The 16108-nt window shown below is 30.3% G+C and carries 17 protein-coding genes and 1 pseudogene; 11 read left to right on the forward strand and 7 right to left on the reverse strand.

The features are described 5' to 3' along the window. Window positions 1–345: a DUF4296 domain-containing protein gene (locus BMX42_RS09890; protein WP_091313133.1), complete on the forward strand. Its 345-nt coding sequence runs from the start codon at window positions 1–3 to the stop codon at window positions 343–345. 31 nt (window positions 346–376) lie between these two features. Here the strand turns inward: BMX42_RS09890 and BMX42_RS09895 are convergent, their stop codons facing one another. Both BMX42_RS09895 and BMX42_RS09900 read right to left on the reverse strand, forming a co-directional pair. Next, window positions 377–1153 carry a DUF3050 domain-containing protein gene (locus tag BMX42_RS09895; RefSeq protein ID WP_091313136.1) on the reverse strand — a complete coding sequence of 259 codons (777 nt, stop codon included), beginning with the start codon at window positions 1151–1153 and terminating at the stop codon, window positions 377–379. Window positions 1154–1274: 121 nt separating this feature from the next. Continuing rightward, window positions 1275–2453 (reverse strand): acyl-CoA dehydrogenase family protein, encoded by a 1179-nt coding sequence (locus BMX42_RS09900; protein ID WP_091313138.1) that lies wholly within the window; start codon window positions 2451–2453, stop codon window positions 1275–1277. 246 nt (window positions 2454–2699) lie between these two features. On the opposite strand from BMX42_RS09900, the gene BMX42_RS09905 reads away from it, so the two are divergent. Further along, window positions 2700–4397, forward strand: coding sequence for a helix-turn-helix domain-containing protein (locus BMX42_RS09905; protein WP_091313141.1), 1698 nt, complete (start codon window positions 2700–2702; stop codon window positions 4395–4397). 43 nt (window positions 4398–4440) lie between these two features. Here BMX42_RS09905 and BMX42_RS14535 read toward each other — a convergent pair whose 3' ends face one another. After that, window positions 4441–4608: a hypothetical protein gene (locus BMX42_RS14535; protein WP_177169157.1), complete on the reverse strand. Its 168-nt coding sequence runs from the start codon at window positions 4606–4608 to the stop codon at window positions 4441–4443. Window positions 4609–4936: 328 nt separating this feature from the next. Between BMX42_RS14535 and BMX42_RS09915 the strand changes: the two genes are divergently transcribed. The 7 genes from BMX42_RS09915 (at window position 4937) to BMX42_RS09945 (ending at window position 11314) form a co-directional block, all read left to right on the forward strand. Beyond that, window positions 4937–6499 carry a vitamin K epoxide reductase family protein gene (locus BMX42_RS09915; RefSeq protein ID WP_091313147.1) on the forward strand — a complete coding sequence of 521 codons (1563 nt, stop codon included), beginning with the start codon at window positions 4937–4939 and terminating at the stop codon, window positions 6497–6499. Between the two features lie 93 nt (window positions 6500–6592). Next, window positions 6593–6778, forward strand: coding sequence for a hypothetical protein (locus BMX42_RS09920; protein WP_143055633.1), 186 nt, complete (start codon window positions 6593–6595; stop codon window positions 6776–6778). 68 nt (window positions 6779–6846) lie between these two features. After that, window positions 6847–7041 carry a hypothetical protein gene (locus BMX42_RS09925; protein ID WP_091313155.1) on the forward strand — a complete coding sequence of 65 codons (195 nt, stop codon included), beginning with the start codon at window positions 6847–6849 and terminating at the stop codon, window positions 7039–7041. A 31-nt stretch (window positions 7042–7072) separates the two neighbouring features. Further along, window positions 7073–7306, forward strand: coding sequence for a hypothetical protein (locus BMX42_RS09930; RefSeq protein ID WP_091313158.1), 234 nt, complete (start codon window positions 7073–7075; stop codon window positions 7304–7306). 69 nt (window positions 7307–7375) lie between these two features. Then, window positions 7376–9580: a peptidase domain-containing ABC transporter gene (locus BMX42_RS09935; RefSeq protein ID WP_091313408.1), complete on the forward strand. Its 2205-nt coding sequence runs from the start codon at window positions 7376–7378 to the stop codon at window positions 9578–9580. Between the two features lie 47 nt (window positions 9581–9627). After that, window positions 9628–9987: a four helix bundle protein gene (locus BMX42_RS09940; RefSeq protein ID WP_091313162.1), complete on the forward strand. Its 360-nt coding sequence runs from the start codon at window positions 9628–9630 to the stop codon at window positions 9985–9987. Then, entirely contained in the window at window positions 9980–11314 is a 1335-nt protein-coding gene (locus tag BMX42_RS09945) for an HlyD family secretion protein (RefSeq protein ID WP_091313165.1), read from the forward strand. The genes BMX42_RS09940 and BMX42_RS09945 overlap by 8 nt, the downstream gene beginning before the upstream one ends. A gap of 8 nt (window positions 11315–11322) precedes the next feature. Here the strand turns inward: BMX42_RS09945 and BMX42_RS14625 are convergent. Then, a pseudogene (locus BMX42_RS14625) lies at window positions 11323–11400 on the reverse strand (tRNA (adenine-N(6)-)-methyltransferase); the annotation flags it as partial. An 18-nt stretch (window positions 11401–11418) separates the two neighbouring features. On the opposite strand from BMX42_RS14625, the gene BMX42_RS09950 reads away from it, so the two are divergent. Beyond that, window positions 11419–12513, forward strand: a complete 1095-nt coding sequence (locus BMX42_RS09950; RefSeq protein ID WP_091313168.1) for a TlpA disulfide reductase family protein — start codon at window positions 11419–11421, stop codon at window positions 12511–12513. Window positions 12514–12515: 2 nt separating this feature from the next. On the opposite strand, the gene BMX42_RS09955 is transcribed toward BMX42_RS09950, so the two are convergent. From BMX42_RS09955 to BMX42_RS09965, 3 genes are read right to left on the reverse strand one after another with little or no spacing between them, the layout of a single operon-like run. Continuing rightward, entirely contained in the window at window positions 12516–13259 is a 744-nt protein-coding gene (locus tag BMX42_RS09955; RefSeq protein WP_091313172.1) for a tRNA1(Val) (adenine(37)-N6)-methyltransferase, read from the reverse strand. A gap of 11 nt (window positions 13260–13270) precedes the next feature. Then, window positions 13271–13798, reverse strand: coding sequence for a ribosome maturation factor RimM (gene rimM, locus BMX42_RS09960; protein WP_091313176.1), 528 nt, complete (start codon window positions 13796–13798; stop codon window positions 13271–13273). Window positions 13799–13810: 12 nt separating this feature from the next. Further along, a complete protein-coding gene (locus BMX42_RS09965) occupies window positions 13811–14392 on the reverse strand; it encodes a 30S ribosomal protein S16 (protein WP_091313180.1) in 582 nt (193 codons plus the stop codon). A 317-nt stretch (window positions 14393–14709) separates the two neighbouring features. On the opposite strand from BMX42_RS09965, the gene BMX42_RS09970 reads away from it, so the two are divergent. Then, complete coding sequence (locus BMX42_RS09970) at window positions 14710–16104, forward strand: dipeptidase (protein WP_091313183.1); 1395 nt, start codon at window positions 14710–14712, stop codon at window positions 16102–16104. Window positions 16105–16108 lie beyond the last annotated feature (4 nt).

The following is a 16108-nucleotide window of genomic DNA, read 5'->3' on the forward strand; positions in this document are numbered from 1 at the left end:
ATGAAGAAAGTCATTTATTTATGTGTTGTTTTTGCGATTTTCGGTTGTAGCAAGAATCCTGTTCAGCAACCAAAAGTTTTATTGGACGAAGAAACTATGGAAAACATTTTGTTTGATGTAGCGATATTACAATCAGCTAAAGCCAATTCGCCAGAAGTTTTACAATCCAACAATATAGATACAAAAGACTTTATTTATAAAAAATATAAAATTGATAGTGCAACATACCATCAAAACAACAGATATTATGCTGGTGATGTGAGAAAACACAAACACATGCACAAAAGAGTCTTAGCGCGTTTAGAAGAACTTACAAAATCACAAACGAATACTATTACAAAATAAAAAAAGGCGACCACTTGGTCGCCTTTTTTTGTTATACTAATTGCTTTGTAATTACATTATCAATAGCATTCCACAATTGAATTCTCATTTGCAAAGAGTCATGTGCAACTTGTTTCACATCTGCCCATTTTTTCGGACAATCGCCGCATAATTCATCAATCATTTTCATAGCCATTGGTCCGTGTTCATCTGCATCTAATTCGATATGTCTTTCAAAATAATAAATCAGCTTAGATAAGTTTACATTTGGAAAATTCACTTGGAAGTTTCTTAAAATCTCGGTAAACATATTCGGAATTAAATCTTCTCTACCAAAAGTAAATGCAGAAGCAATTTTGTGTGGTTCGCCTTCTTCTACAATCGTAAATGTATATTTTAAAAACGCTTTTATTTCTTCTGGAAGATTGGATCCTTTAATAGAAACGAAGATATTTTTTGTTTTTTCTACGTTTTCTAAAAAGTTGAAAATATGTTTTGTAGTTGCACCACATTCGTTCATCGCATCGATATACATTTCAAAATGGCTTTGTCTTTTTCCATCAAAAGAAATATCCGTTTCTTCAGCCACTACAATTTCATTAATTAAATATCTAATTTCCGGATTTCCAATTGGTTTCCACGGAATAGATACGGAAGTTAAATGAATTTGTAATCCTTTTAACAACGACATAAAATCCCAAACGGCAAAAATATGATACTCTAAAAAAACGTGTAACTCTTCAATAGAGGTCACATTTTTATAAAGTGAATGGTTTAACAATTCTTGCTTTATATCTTCTATACTATTTTTAACTTCTTCTGTATTCATGGTGCTTAAAATTAATTGCTCTACTCTTACTTACGTAATTTTGCGTTATAAAGTTTGGCAAAAATAAAAAATGCTTCTCTAAAAAGAGAAGCATTTCCAATAACTTTTATTTATTGTGATATTATTTAAATGCTGGGAAACCTGTAATGTCCATTCCAGTAATTAATAAGTGAATATCGTGAGTTCCTTCATAAGTTACCACTGACTCTAAATTCATCATATGACGCATGATAGAATATTCCCCAGTAATTCCCATTCCACCTAACATTTGACGTGCATCACGTGCAATTGTTAAAGCCATATCCACGTTGTTTCTTTTCGCCATAGAAATTTGAGCAGTTGTTGCTCTTCCTTCGTTTCTTAGTACACCTAATCTCCAAGTCAATAATTGCGCTTTTGTGATTTCAGTAATCATTTCAGCTAATTTCTTTTGTTGTAATTGTGTAGCACCAATTGGTTTATCGAATTGGATTCTTTCTTGAGAATATCTTAAAGCAGTATCATAACAATCCATTGCAGCACCGATAGCGCCCCAAGCGATTCCGTAACGCGCTGAATCTAAACATCCAAGCGGCGCACCTAATCCAGATTTGTTTGGTAATAAATTTTCTTTAGGAACTTTTACATTATCAAAAATAAGTTCACCTGTTGCAGAAGCACGTAATGACCATTTATTATGAGTTTCTGGAGTTGTAAAACCTTCCATTCCTCTTTCTACGATTAAACCGTGAATTCTTCCTTCTTCATTTTTAGCCCAAACTACAGCGATATCTGCAAAAGGAGCATTTGAAATCCACATTTTAGCACCATTTAAAAGATAATGATCACCCATATCTTTAAAGTTAGAAGTCATTCCACCAGGATTTGATCCGTGGTCTGGTTCTGTTAAACCGAAACAACCAATCCATTCGCCTGTTGCTAATTTTGGTAAATATTTCATACGTTGTTCTTCGTTTCCGTATTTCCAAATTGGGTACATTACCAATGAAGATTGCACAGAAGATGTTGAACGAACACCAGAATCACCTCTTTCAATTTCTTGCATAATTAATCCGTAAGAAATTTGGTCTAAACCTGCACCACCGTATTCAACAGGAATATATGGTCCAAAACCACCAATTTCACCTAAACCTTTTACAATTTGCTTAGGGAATTCGGCACGTTGCGCATAATCTTCAATGATTGGAGAAACTTCTTTTTTTACCCATGCTCTAGCAGCATCACGTACTAATTTATGCTCTTCTGATAGTAAATCGTCTAACAAATAGTAGTCTGGCGATTGAAATAAATCTGGTTTCATATTTTTTTAATTATTGTTGTTTTTATTGGTTTGTGTTATCACTGCAAAATATAATCTTATAAAAGATTCTAAATTTAGCGATTCCATCTGTTTTATTATTTAAAAATTCAATTTGATTTGCAAAAGTAATTATTTTTTAACAAAAGCGAATTGATTTGTTAGATTTATTAAGTCTTAAAAGTTAAAAATATAGAGAAGTAGTTTATAAATTTTTATTAATAATGTATTTTTGCTCAAACTTTTCTTATGAAACATTATTTCTACTACTTTTTTCTACTCTTATCATCATTTGTTTTCTCGCAAAACCAGAGAACATTATCACCTATTGAATATCAAAAACTACATGATAAGGCAAGATTGTTAATTAACTCAAATATTGAAAGTTCCTTTTTTTATGCAAATAAGATTGAACAATCTAATAATGATCTTCATAAATCATTTGCTTTTGGTATAAAATCGTATTTATATCAAATGAAAGGTGATAGTATTACTTCAAAAAAATATTATAAAACCTCAATTGATTATTTAAACAAATTAAAACCATCAACAGACAAAACAAAACTTCATGCCTATTTGTTAAACTACAAAGGTTTATCTGAATGGAAAAGAGGAAACTTAAATGTTGCAGCTATAACGTATCAAGAAGGTTTAAAATTATCTGAAAAAGCTAATGACGAATTACAGGTTGTAAAATTTTATTCCAACTTAACAAATATCTATCAAGAGATAGGGAATTTTAATTTAGCTATTAAAACAGGTAGAAAAGCAGATAAATTTCTTGAAAAGATTAAATTAAAATTAGATGAAACACTTTATTTTAATCAAAAATCAAATATAAAAATTGCAATAGGAAACTCCTATTTTAAAAAATACAAACAAAACAAATTGGCTTTATGCTTAGATTCTTCCTATGTTTTTTACAAAGAAGCCTTAAATTATTCAGATGATTTAATTAACAATAAAATTGTACTTAATAAGAATATCGGAACTGTATTAATGATAAAACAAAAATATCGCGAAGCAGAAAAGACATATAACAACACATTATTACTTTCAATTGAAAACAACTACCAAGATGAAACCAGTAATATTTATTACAATTTAGGCTTTTTAAATTTCAGTTTAAAAGAAAACGAAAAAGCCAAATTATATTTTCAAAAGTTTGATTCTATTTATAAAATTTTAAACACAAAGAAATCGGAATATGTTTTTAGCAATTATTATTTAGCTAAAATATATAATGAAGAAAACAATGAAGTTGAGGCAAAAAAGCATTCAGCCATTTTCTTAGACGAATTAAAAAATTACAACGATAAAATAAAACGAGAAGAATTAGAAGTAAATTACAATATAAATTCACAAAAGATTGAAAGTGAAATAAATGAAATTTACCAGACTAATAGTAAGAAAAAGAATTTAATATATTTTCTTATTGTTTTAGCGATTGTTGCCATAAACATATTGTTTTACTTTAATTATAAAAAAAGAAAAAGTGCCGAATTAAAAGCAATAAACATTTTAGAAGAATATAAAGCAAGTAATGAACAACAATCCAAAAAAGTACCATTAAATTTATCAATTGATTCAGAAACAGAAATGAAAATTTTGATGAAACTTGAAAAATTAGAAGCTGAAAAATATTATCTAAAACCCGACTTCACACAACAAGAAGTTGCTAAAAAAATAAAAACAAACACCACCTATTTATCATATGTAGTAAACAAAAACTATAATAAAACATTTAGCGCATATTTTAATGAACTAAGAATAAACTACGTTATTAATGAAATTATTAATAACAAAAAATATCGCGAGTATACCACATTAGCAATCGCTGAAAGCGCTGGATTTAAAAATGCAGACTCGTTTACAAGTTCCTTTAAAAAGAAAACAGGCATTACACCCTATACCTTTATTAATGAAATAAAAAAAAGAGAGTTATAATAAACTCTCTTTTTTTTATTTTACTTTGTTAATACCGTGTCAATTACAACGCTGGCATATCAACTGGAGGTATTCCACCACCACCTTTAGGATCAACATCTCCGCTACCACCACCAGTAGAAACAGATCCTCCTCCTGAATCATCTCCTAATTCTAAATCAACTAGATCTATTAAGTCAATATTACCTTTATCACCTCCACCGACAATCATAATTTGATTCTCTAATTTATTGCTTAAAAAATTTTCAATTTTTAGTTTGGTTTTTTTCATGATTTTAAGGGTTAAAATTTATTTCACAAATCTATTGCTTAAAAGGTATATTTTCAACAAAAAATAAAAAGCAAAAAAACTAAACCCATAAATTAAAATATAAGTTATTGTAAATCAACATCTTATAAATACTAAAATGTAACGATAATTTATAAATTACAGCCCGTTTTTTTATAAATAACAGAAACACCCGCTTTTTTATCGTAAAAATACAACTAATATTTGCCAAAGTATTAAACGTATTACAAACCCTAAAAAACAAAAAGCAATGGTTAATCTTCTGAAAAAATATTTACACAAAAATGGTTATTACAACCAAAAAGATCAATTTGATGATTTATTTTTATCACATCCAAACTATCCAAGCATATTTGCTATAACTGATACCTTAGATGTGCTTTCAATTGAAAACATAGCTTTAAAAGTACCGAAAGAACAATTTATTGACTTACCAGAAAATTTTTTAGCAATCTATAATGGCCATATCGTTTTAGCAACTAAAACAAGTCAATCAGTAACTATAGAAACAGCTGAAGCAAAAAAACAAAAACTAACGTTTAACGAATTTCTTACAGGTTGGAACGAAGTTGTAATTGCTATTGAACCAAATGCAAATCCTGTTCTAAAAAAAGAAAGAAAAAACAAAAGTGGATTGCTTTATGCTTTGCCTTTTCTTGCATTAATTGCTTCATCTGCTGCATTCCAAAATTATAATATAAATTCAATTGCGCTACTTGTTACTTCAATAATTGGACTTGTACTAAGTGTCTTTATTGTTCAAGAAAAGTTGGGTGTTAAAAATGAATTAGCTTCTAAGTTTTGTAATATAAATCCAAATGCGTCATGCGATTCTGTAATAAATTCTAAAAAAAGTGAGATCAACAAATGGATTGGTTTTTCAGATTTAACTTTATTATTTTTTAGTATAAGTGTTGTATCTATTTTAATCCAACCAGAATTTTCAAATAGAATAATTGGATTTATAAGTTTGTTAGCAATTCCAGCAATTGTATATTCTATTTGGTTGCAAACATTTGAATTAAAAAAATGGTGTGTCTTGTGTTTAGCTGTTTCGTTTGTAATTATAGCTCAAAGCTTAGTATTTAGTTTTGGAAATGTTACTTGGTTTGACTATTCAATCTCACATTATTACACTTTTATTGTTTCAACAATCCTTTTATCTTCATTATGGTTTTCAATAAAACCAATCATAGAAAATAAAGTTAAGTTCGAAAAAGAAACAAATCGATTGATGAGATTTAAAAGAAATTTTAACCTTTTCCAATTTCTTTCTAATGAAATTGAAGAATATGATGATTTTGAAAAATTAAAAGGAATAACATTTGGAAATGAAAACGCAGCAACACAAATCACACTTATATTAAGTCCAAGTTGCGGGCATTGTCATACAGCTTTTGAAGATGCTTATAAACTATTTCAAAATTATTCTGAAAAAATATATCTAAACATCCTTTTCAATATCAATCCAGAAAATCAAGACAATCCATATAAAACGGTTCTGGAAAATCTTCTAGCTATAAACGAACAAGATCCCAAAAAAGCACAATATGCGATTATTGACTGGCACATCAATCAATTAAAATTAGAAGATTGGAAACAAAAATGGACTGTTGAATCACCTCATTTGATAGTTAACAAGGAGTTACAGAATCAATACTATTGGTGTTTAAAAAATGACTTTAACTATACTCCTGTAAAAATAATCAACGGAAATTTATTTCCTGATGAATATGAAATTAAAGAGTTAAAGTATTTCATTAATGATTTCAATGAAGAAATGGAAGATGAAAAATCATTACAAGCTGTTTAAAAACATATTAAAAATATTCTTGGCCGAGAATAGTCAAAGTTCTCAATTGACTTTAAATGCTTGAGAAAAAACAATCAAAATAATTATACTATTATGTTAAAAAACATTTTAAAATTAGACGGTGCTCAACAATTGAGCAAAAATGAGCAAAAAGAAATTAATGGTGGTAGACCAGTTCCTTGCAAATATGACTATCAGTGTACAGGAGTTCCACCTGCTGGAACTATTTACAGATGTGTAAATGGTGTATGCATGTTAGAATTATTAGACGCTATCTAATAAACTCTGAGAGAGGAAATTTCTTTCCTCTCTTTTTTTAATAATCTATTAATTTAAAAAACCAAATCATGTTAAAAAACATTTTAAAATTAGACGGAGCTCAACAATTGAGCAAAAACGAACAAAAAGAAATTAGTGGTGGAATTACTAAACAATGTTTAGACGCATATAGCAATGGGTGTGACAGAACAATAACTGCAGTAGATTGTTTTAGCCTTTACGAAGGTGTTTACAATTCAACTTGTAAGTGTTGTAACCTATAAAAATATTTTCAAACATTAATTTATTATAATCATGTTAAAAAACATTTTAAGTTTAGAAGGCGCTCAACAATTGAGTAAAAACGAGCAAAAATCAATTAAAGGTGGTTTAGCTATCGATTTTAGCAAATATAGCTCATGTCAATATTACTTATTCAACATCAGCCAATCGCAATGTATGAACTTGCCGGTATATCAAAAACCGCTTTGGAATGGAAGTACGTGTTCTGCTACTGGAACAGGATCATGTAACGGAGATAACATGTAATTTTCATAATACTGCCTGGATTTTTTTCAGGCAGTATTTTTAACTATTTTTGAATCAAAATTGAAAAAATTGAAAAAATTTCCTAATTACATACAAGCCGATAGCAAAGATTGTGGACCCACCTGTTTAAAAATAGTAGGTAAACACTTTGGTAAAACCATCAACATTCAACAATTAAGAGATTTTAGCGAAACTACTCGTGAAGGAAGTAATTTATTGTTTCTTTCTGATGCCGCAGAAAAAATTGGTTTCCGTACACTAGGTGTAAAATTAAACTTAGAACGTTTAAACGAAGCGCCATTACCTTGTATTTTGCATTGGAATAAAGATCACTATGTAGTGCTTTATGATATTAAAAAAGGGAAATATTTAATTTCAGATCCAGCTTTTGGATTAATAGATTACAATCAAACCGATTTTATAAAATTCTGGATTGGCAACAATGCAGACAATTTCACTCAAGAAGGTGTGGCTTTATTATTAGAACCAACACCCAATTTTTACGATTTAGATATTGATAGTACTGATAAAGATGGCAAGAAAAAAGCTTTAGGTTTTGGCTTATTATCTCGTTATGTACTAAAATACAAATCATTTTTAATACAATTAATTGTCAACCTTCTAGCAGGAAGTGTTTTACAATTAATTTTTCCATTTTTAACACTCAGTCTTGTCGATGTTGGTATTCAAAACCAAGACATGGGCTTTGTGTATATGATTTTATTCGCTCAATTATTCCTTTTTGCTGGAAGAATGGGTTTAGAATTAATTCGAGGCTGGATCATGCTTCACCTTTCAACTAGAATCAACATCTCATTAATTTCCGATTTCTTTATCAAATTAATGAATTTACCTATATCTTTTTTCGATGTTCGTATGACTGGCGATATCATGCAACGTATCAACGACCATCATCGCATTGAAAAAATACTTACCACTTCTTCATTAAATGTAATCTTTTCCGTTTTTAATATGATAGTTATGGGAGGTGTTTTAGCCTACTACAACTTAATGATATTCTTTGTATTCTTTGCAGGAAGCATTTTATACTTTGTTTGGATTTTACTCTTTTTAAAACGAAGAGAAGAATTAGATTACAAACGATTTTCAGAAGTCTCTCAAGAACAAAGTAAAGTAATTGAGTTGATAAATGGTATGCAAGAAATTAAATTGCACAATGCCGAAAAACAAAAACGTTGGGGTTGGGAATATGTGCAAGCCCGATTATTCCGAGTTTCAACAAAAGGATTAATCTTAGAACAAACACAGTCGTCAGGTTCACAAATTATTAATGAATTAAAAAATATTTTCATCTTAGTTTTATCTGCAAAACTTGTTATTGATGGCACAATTACTTTGGGAATGATGCTGGCGATAAGTTCTATTGTTGGGAGTTTAAATGGTCCAATATCGCAACTAATTGGTTTTGTAAGAGAACTTCAAGATGCGAAAATATCCTTAGCCCGTTTGTCCGAAATTCACGAAAAAGAAGACGAAATTCAGCAAGAAGCATATCAAACCAACGATGTTCCTAACAATCAAGATATTATTATTAAAGACTTATCGTTTCGTTATTTAGGTTCTGATATATCTGTTTTAGATAACTTAAGTCTTACCATTCCAACCAATAAAATTACTGCAATAGTAGGAACAAGTGGAAGTGGAAAAACAACCTTAATGAAATTACTATTGAAGTTTTATGAACCCCAAAGTGGTGAAGTTTTAATTGGAAATACACAGTTAAAAAACATTTCTCAAAAAGCATGGCGAAATAACATTGGAGCCGTTATGCAGGAAGGATTTATTTTTAATGATACGATTGCAAACAACATTGCCATTGGCGTAGATATTATTGATAAAGAACGTTTGGTTTATGCCGCTGACGTAGCCAATATTAAAGAATATATTTCTGGTTTACCTTTAGGATACAATACTAAAATTGGTTCTGAAGGCGTTGGAATGAGTACCGGACAAAAACAACGTTTATTAATTGCAAGATCGGTTTATAAAAATCCAGAAATGTTATTTTTTGACGAAGCCACTTCTGCGCTTGACGCGAATAACGAAAAGGAAATCATGGAAAAACTAGATATCTTTTTCAAAAACAAAACTGTTGTTGTTATTGCGCACCGATTAAGTACGGTTATGAATGCCGACCAAATTGTTGTGCTAGAAAAAGGAAAAATTATTGAAATTGGAAATCACGAAACCTTGGTTGCAAATAAAGGAAATTATTATAATCTAGTTCGAAATCAATTACAACTTGGAAGTTAGAAGCGTGAAGCTGGAAGTCGGAAGTAACAAGCAAAAAATTAACAATAATGAGCTTTAAATTTGAAAAATTAATAATTTGGCAAAGGGCAATGGATTATGGTGAAGAAATTTACACTATGTCTTTACAATTTCCAAAACATGAAATATATAATCTTTCCTCTCAAATATTAAGAGCTTCCGATTCAGTTGCCTTAAATATTTCTGAAGGTTCAATTTTACAATCCAATGCAGAATTTAATCGTTTTTTAGGTTATTCTATTCGTTCTTTAGCAGAAACTGTAACTTGTTTACATAAAGCAAAAAGAAGAAATTACATTACACAAGAAATATTTAACAAACATTATAATGAAGCATTTAACTTAATGAATATGTTAATTGCTTTTAAATCAAAAGTAAAAAATGACTGAATTCAAAACTCCGAACGCTAAACCCCCAACTTCAAACTCCCAGCTTCCATCTCCTGACTTCCAGCTTCGTAGCGAAGAAGTACAAGATATACTAACAAAAGTTCCTAATTGGATGATTCGTTGGGGAACTTTTCTAATTTTTGGAATCATTTTAATGCTATTATTTACTTCTTGGTTTATTAGATATCCAGATATTGTGAGTAGCGAAATTATTATCACCACAAACACACCACCAGAAAAGCTAATTGCAAAAGTGAATGGAAAAATTCAGGCGATTTTAATTGAAGACAAAGCAAATGTAAAAGCAAATACACCTTTAGCAGTGATTGAAAATTCTGCCAATTACAAAGATGTTTTTTTGTTGAAATCAACTATCGAGAATATTAATTTAGACAAAAGCGAATTCCCATTTGATAAGTTTAAAAATGCTCAATTAGGTGAAGTTGAAGCCAGTTTTGCCGTTTTCCAAAAACAATATATTGCAGATAATTTAAACAAAAAGCTAAAACCTTTTGATGTAGATGCGAATGCGCAAGGCTATGAAAAAACACAATTAGCCGAAAGATTGCAGTTGCTAATTGCACAAAAAGCTATCACTGAAAATGAATTACAAATTCAAAAAATCGATTTAAACCGACAAGAAACTTTATTTAAAAAAGGGGTAATCTCAGCTCAAGAAATCGAGAAACAACGTTTAATCTATCTTCAAGCTGAGAAGAATTACAAGAATTTATTGAGTTCAATTTCGCAAACCAAATCATCTATAAACGATTTAAAAAGAAACAATCAAACCACACAAATTAACGAAAACAAAGAAAATACCAATTTAGAAACGAATGTGTTACAAGCTTTTTACCAACTAAAAAAAGCAATCAAAGATTGGGAATTAAACTATGTTTTCCGTTCGTCGGATGAAGGAATTGTGACGTTTTTACAAATTTGGTCGGTAAACCAAAACATTGCTGCTGGAGAAAATATGTTTGCCATTATTCCAACAAATCAAAATGGTTTCGTAGGAAAATTAAAAGCAGCCGCTTTAAACTCAGGGAAAATTAAAGAAAATCAGCGTGTTAATATTCGTTTAGCCAATTATCCTGATAGAGAATTCGGAATCGTAAAAGGAAAAGTCAAAAGAATATCATTAACACCAGATAAAGATGGTAATTTACTAATGGATATTGCTTTGCCAAAAGGATTAGAAACTTCGTATAAAAAGAAAATTCAATTTCAACAAGAAATGCGTGGTTCTGCAGATATTATTACAGAAGATTTACGACTAATTGAACGTATTTTTTATCAGTTTAGGAGCATGTATAAAGTGGAATAATTGAAAACCTACATTTTCAAATAAAACTCTTTTGTCAGTTCGATATATTCTGGAGTGTATTGATGACGCGCGGTTTCAATAACTAAAATAATAAGCAATAGAAAATGAAAACTAATACTTTAATAATATTTTTACTCCTACTTTTTTCATCTTGTAACAAAAAAAGCAGTCAGATTATCATAGAAGGAAATATCCCTAATTTGCCAGATGGAAAGCTGTATTTATCGAAAGATAATTATATTAACAAAATTGACAGTATCGATACTGAAAATGGGATATTTAATTTTAATTATAAAACTGATTCTGATGAGCCTATTTATATGGCTATACATCACATAGATAAGAATGGGGTTTTTAGAGCAATTAGCTTTCCAACTAAAGCAAAATATAACAATGGAAGCTATAATTCTCAATTTTTCTTATCTGATTCAATAATAATTATTAATGGTAAATTAATTGATAATAGTCCTATTGGAATACTAAATGATTCAAAGACAAAATTCGTAAATAGTCCCGAAATTAAAGCTGGTTATCAAACTAATGCTTTATTCCATACTGATGGCGATTTGTTTGATAATATTAATAAAAACACATATAGCAAAGTATTGTTAAAAATAAAAAAGTATTCTAATTCCTTTCATTTGTTATACAGTATTAATGAATATAGAAATAGTTTTACACCTATACAAGTTGATAACTTATTAAATAGTTTCAATGGAAAAATTACTAATAGTGATACTTTTTTGAAATTAAGAGATTATAATAAAAAAAGGTTAGAGAATAAAGAAATAGTTTCACCTATTCTTACAAATCAAAAAGGAGAAAAAGAAAATGTTTTAGATAAAAAGTTCGATAAACATTTAGTGGTTTTTTGGGCTAGTTGGTGTGGACCTTGTAGACAAGAAATTCCAGCTTTAAAAAATATTTATAAAAAGCACAAAAATGAAGTTGATTTTGTTTCTGTATCAACAGATGAAAATGAAAGATTGTGGCAGAAAGCATTAGAAAAGGAAATGATGCCTTGGAAACAATTTATTCTAAGTGAAAAATCAAAAGAATATGAAAAGAATGAAATATTTTTCCAATTAAGTAAATCAATTCCTTATACTTTACTTATCGATAAAGACATGAAAGTTATAAAATCACATGTTGGTTTAATGACAGAAAACGGAATGGAGGAATTTATAAAAGTTAACTAAACCTACATTTTCAAATAAAACTCTTTTGTCAGTTCGATATATTCTGGAGTGTATTGATGGCGCGCGGTTTCAATGACTAATTCATCAATAATTGGTGTTTGTTCGATACGAGTAAATGCCAATAAACTTCTTTTAATTTCTGTAGTTGGCGTACCTTTTACACGAGTAATTTTCAAAGGATATAATAAAGATTGTTTCGCTAAAGCGATAAAATTTTCTTCTGCAGCATAAGGAATAATTACCGATAAGATTCCATTTTCAGACAATAACAAATAAGCAGCTTCTACTAATTCGTCAAAAGGAAGTGCATCTGCAAAACGAGCTAAATCACGTTGTTCGCTTTCTGTTTTATAATCTTCAGAATAAAATGGCGGATTGGAAACAATAACGTCATACTGTTCTAACATTTCAAACTCATTTGTTTCTTCGTCAATTTCTTGCAATTCTTCTACAAATTCATCTAAACCTGCGTGATAACAATACAATCTGTCGGCCCAAGGAGAATTTTCAAAATTATCTACACATTCTTCATACGCGTTTTCTTCAATTTCAATCGCATCAATTTGTTCTGCATAGCTTCTTTGAGCTAACATAAGCGAAATTAAGCCTGTTCCAGCTCCAATATCAAGTATATTGTAAGGATTGTTAATTAAAGGTGTCCAAGCGCCTAATAAAACACCATCTGTTCCCACTTTCATGGCGGATTTTTCCTGATTTATAGAAAATTGTTTGAATGAAAAAGTCATTTAGAATAAGTTTACTCTAAATATAAATCGACTAAGCCAATTGGTGTATTTAAAACCAATTCTTTATCTTTTCTATTAACTTCAATAATAAAAGAATCAATCATTGGTACTAAAACTTGTTTTTGACCTTTGAAAATTTCAAAAATAGGTTGTGCAGCATTATCCAAAATAGCATGAACGGTTCCGATATCACCTAAACGTTGATCGATAACTTTAAATCCAATAATTTCGTGAAAATAGAATTTGTTACCTTCCAATTTTGGTAACATGGTAAGAGGTAAATACACTTCTAAATTTTTCATGTTGTCGGCTTCTAGTTCCGTATCAACATCTTCAAATTTAACTCTAAGAAATTTATCTCTATGAATGGCAGATTTTTCAATAAAAAATGGAACCAGATTTTTATTGTATTCAATAAAAACTGATTCCAAATTTTGATAAAGTTCAGGTTCGTCCGTATCTAAAAAGATAAGAACTTCTCCTTTGAAACTAAATTTTTTAGCGATTTTGCCTAAATAGAAACATTCGTCTTTACGCATAATCGCAGTATATTAAGCTTCTTTTTCTTCGTTAGTTTCTTCAGCAGCAGGAGCTTCTGTAGTTTCTTCAGCAGCAGCTTCAACTACTTCTTCAGTTGCAACTTCTTCAGCAGCAGTTTCTTCAACTACTTCTTCTACTTTTGCAGCTTCAGCTTGTGCAGCCATACGCTTTTCGTTAGCCGCTTTTTCCGCTTTTAAAGCATTAGCTTTAGCAGTAGCATCAGCTTTGCTTAAACCGTCTTTTTTAGCAACAACTTTTCCAGCTTTTTCTTCTAACCAAGTTGCTAATTTAGCATCAGCTTGTTCTTGAGTTAAAGCACCTTTTCTTACTCCACCATCTAAGTGATGTTTCAATAAAGCACCTTTGTAAGATAAAATTGCTTTTACTGTATCAGTTGGTTGAGCACCATTGTGCAACCATTTTACTGCGCTATCTAAGTTTAATTCGATAGTTGCAGGGTTTGTGTTTGGATTGTAAGTACCGATTTTTTCTAAGTATTTACCATCTCTTTTTGAGCGTGCATCAGCAGCTACAACCCAGTAAAAAGGTTTTTGTTTTTTACCGTGTCTTTGTAATCTAATTTTTACTGACATAATCTTATGATTAAATTTGAGGTACTCGACCTCGGTTAATTAAGGGTGCAAAGATAAAAATAATTTCCGATTTGCAATGTTCAATGTTCAATTATTTTTAAATCAGCGTTTTGAAAGTAAATTGTTGCTTTTTTAAACATATAAGTCATATAAGCTTTTTCCTTTAAAAAAAAGACACATCGCTCATCAAAGTCCATTTAAGTTTGAAAATTGAACTTGATTTTTGGCATTGTTTTGATTTTCACCATTTACCTTTTGCCTTACACCTTTTGCCTTTAAAATTGATTTCGTATATTTGAACTTTATAAAAAACAACCATGGAAAATATAAAACAATACGTTCAGGAAAACAAAGAACGTTTCATTAAAGAATTAATTGAATTACTGAAAATGCCTTCTGTTAGTGCCGATAGCGCATACGCACAAGACGTAATTAACACGGCAGAAGCGGTAAAAGCAAGTTTAGAAAAAGCGGGTTGCGATGTGGTAGAAATGTGTGAAACACCAGGTTATCCAATCGTTTACGGACATAAAATTATCGATCCAAGTTTACCAACAGTTTTGGTTTATGGTCATTATGACGTGCAACCAGCCGATCCAATTGAATTATGGGATTCTCCTCCATTTGAACCAGTTATCAAAACTACAGAAATTCATCCAGAAGGAGCGATTTTTGCTCGTGGCGCTTGTGATGACAAAGGTCAAATGTACATGCACGTGAAAGCTTTCGAATACATGATTGCAAATAACAATTTGCCTTGTAACGTGAAATTCATGATTGAAGGTGAAGAAGAAGTAGGTTCAAAAAGTTTAGGTTGGTTTGTAGAACGCAATCAAGAGAAATTATCTTGTGATGTAATTTTAATTTCAGATACAGGAATGATTTCTAACACACAACCATCAATTACTACTGGTTTACGTGGTTTAAGTTACGTGGAAGTAGAAGTTACTGGTCCGAATAGAGATTTACATTCAGGTTTATATGGTGGCGCTGTGGCGAATCCAATTAATATTTTAACGAAAATGATTGCTTCTTTACATGATGAAAACAATCACATTACCATTCCAGGTTTTTATGATGGTGTGGAAGAATTATCGTTAGAAGAAAGAGCCGAAATGGCAAAAAGACCGTATTCTGAAGATGATTACAAAAAAGCCTTAAACATTGCTGACACTTACGGTGAAGCAGGATATACTACAAATGAAAGAAACTCAATCCGTCCAACTTTAGACGTAAACGGAATTTGGGGTGGTTATACTGGCGAAGGTGCAAAAACAGTTATCGCAAGTAAAGCATTTGCAAAAATTTCTATGCGTTTAGTTCCGAATCAAGATTGGGAAAATATTACAGAATTATTCAAAAAGCACTTTGAAAGTATTGCTCCAAGTGCGGTTACGGTAAAAGTAACACCTCATCATGGCGGACAAGGTTATGTAACTCCAATTGACAGCATTGGTTATCAAGCGGCTTCAAAAGCGTATTCAGAGGCCTTTGGAAAAACACCAATTCCAGTTCGTTCTGGCGGAAGTATTCCGATTGTTGCGTTATTTGAGAAAGAATTAAAAAGCAAAACAATTATGATGGGATTTGGTTTAGATAGTGATGCGATTCACTCGCCAAACGAACATTATGGAATTTTTAATTATATGAAAGGAATTGAAACGATTCCGTTATTCTACAAGTACTTTACAGAATTACACAAAAATCAATAAACAT

Origin of the sequence: Flavobacterium terrigena (assembly GCF_900108955.1) — a bacterium.
Taxonomy (GTDB): domain Bacteria; phylum Bacteroidota; class Bacteroidia; order Flavobacteriales; family Flavobacteriaceae; genus Flavobacterium; species Flavobacterium terrigena.

Bases quoted from the DNA above. Each gene is read 5' to 3' on its own strand.
- BMX42_RS09890 (WP_091313133.1), top strand. From the start codon at position 1: ATGAAGAAAGTCATTTATTTATGTGTTGTTTTTGCGATTTTCGGTTGT.
- BMX42_RS09895 (WP_091313136.1), bottom strand. From the start codon at position 1,153: ATGAATACAGAAGAAGTTAAAAATAGTATAGAAGATATAAAGCAAGAA.
- BMX42_RS09900 (WP_091313138.1), bottom strand. From the start codon at position 2,453: ATGAAACCAGATTTATTTCAATCGCCAGACTACTATTTGTTAGACGAT.
- BMX42_RS09905 (WP_091313141.1), top strand. From the start codon at position 2,700: ATGAAACATTATTTCTACTACTTTTTTCTACTCTTATCATCATTTGTT.
- BMX42_RS14535 (WP_177169157.1), bottom strand. From the start codon at position 4,608: ATGATTGTCGGTGGAGGTGATAAAGGTAATATTGACTTAATAGATCTA.
- BMX42_RS09915 (WP_091313147.1), top strand. From the start codon at position 4,937: ATGGTTAATCTTCTGAAAAAATATTTACACAAAAATGGTTATTACAAC.
- BMX42_RS09920 (WP_143055633.1), top strand. From the start codon at position 6,593: ATGTTAAAAAACATTTTAAAATTAGACGGTGCTCAACAATTGAGCAAA.
- BMX42_RS09925 (WP_091313155.1), top strand. From the start codon at position 6,847: ATGTTAAAAAACATTTTAAAATTAGACGGAGCTCAACAATTGAGCAAA.
- BMX42_RS09930 (WP_091313158.1), top strand. From the start codon at position 7,073: ATGTTAAAAAACATTTTAAGTTTAGAAGGCGCTCAACAATTGAGTAAA.
- BMX42_RS09940 (WP_091313162.1), top strand. From the start codon at position 9,628: ATGAGCTTTAAATTTGAAAAATTAATAATTTGGCAAAGGGCAATGGAT.
- BMX42_RS09945 (WP_091313165.1), top strand. From the start codon at position 9,980: ATGACTGAATTCAAAACTCCGAACGCTAAACCCCCAACTTCAAACTCC.
- BMX42_RS09950 (WP_091313168.1), top strand. From the start codon at position 11,419: ATGAAAACTAATACTTTAATAATATTTTTACTCCTACTTTTTTCATCT.
- BMX42_RS09955 (WP_091313172.1), bottom strand. From the start codon at position 13,259: ATGACTTTTTCATTCAAACAATTTTCTATAAATCAGGAAAAATCCGCC.
- rimM (WP_091313176.1), bottom strand. From the start codon at position 13,798: ATGCGTAAAGACGAATGTTTCTATTTAGGCAAAATCGCTAAAAAATTT.
- BMX42_RS09965 (WP_091313180.1), bottom strand. From the start codon at position 14,392: ATGTCAGTAAAAATTAGATTACAAAGACACGGTAAAAAACAAAAACCT.
- BMX42_RS09970 (WP_091313183.1), top strand. From the start codon at position 14,710: ATGGAAAATATAAAACAATACGTTCAGGAAAACAAAGAACGTTTCATT.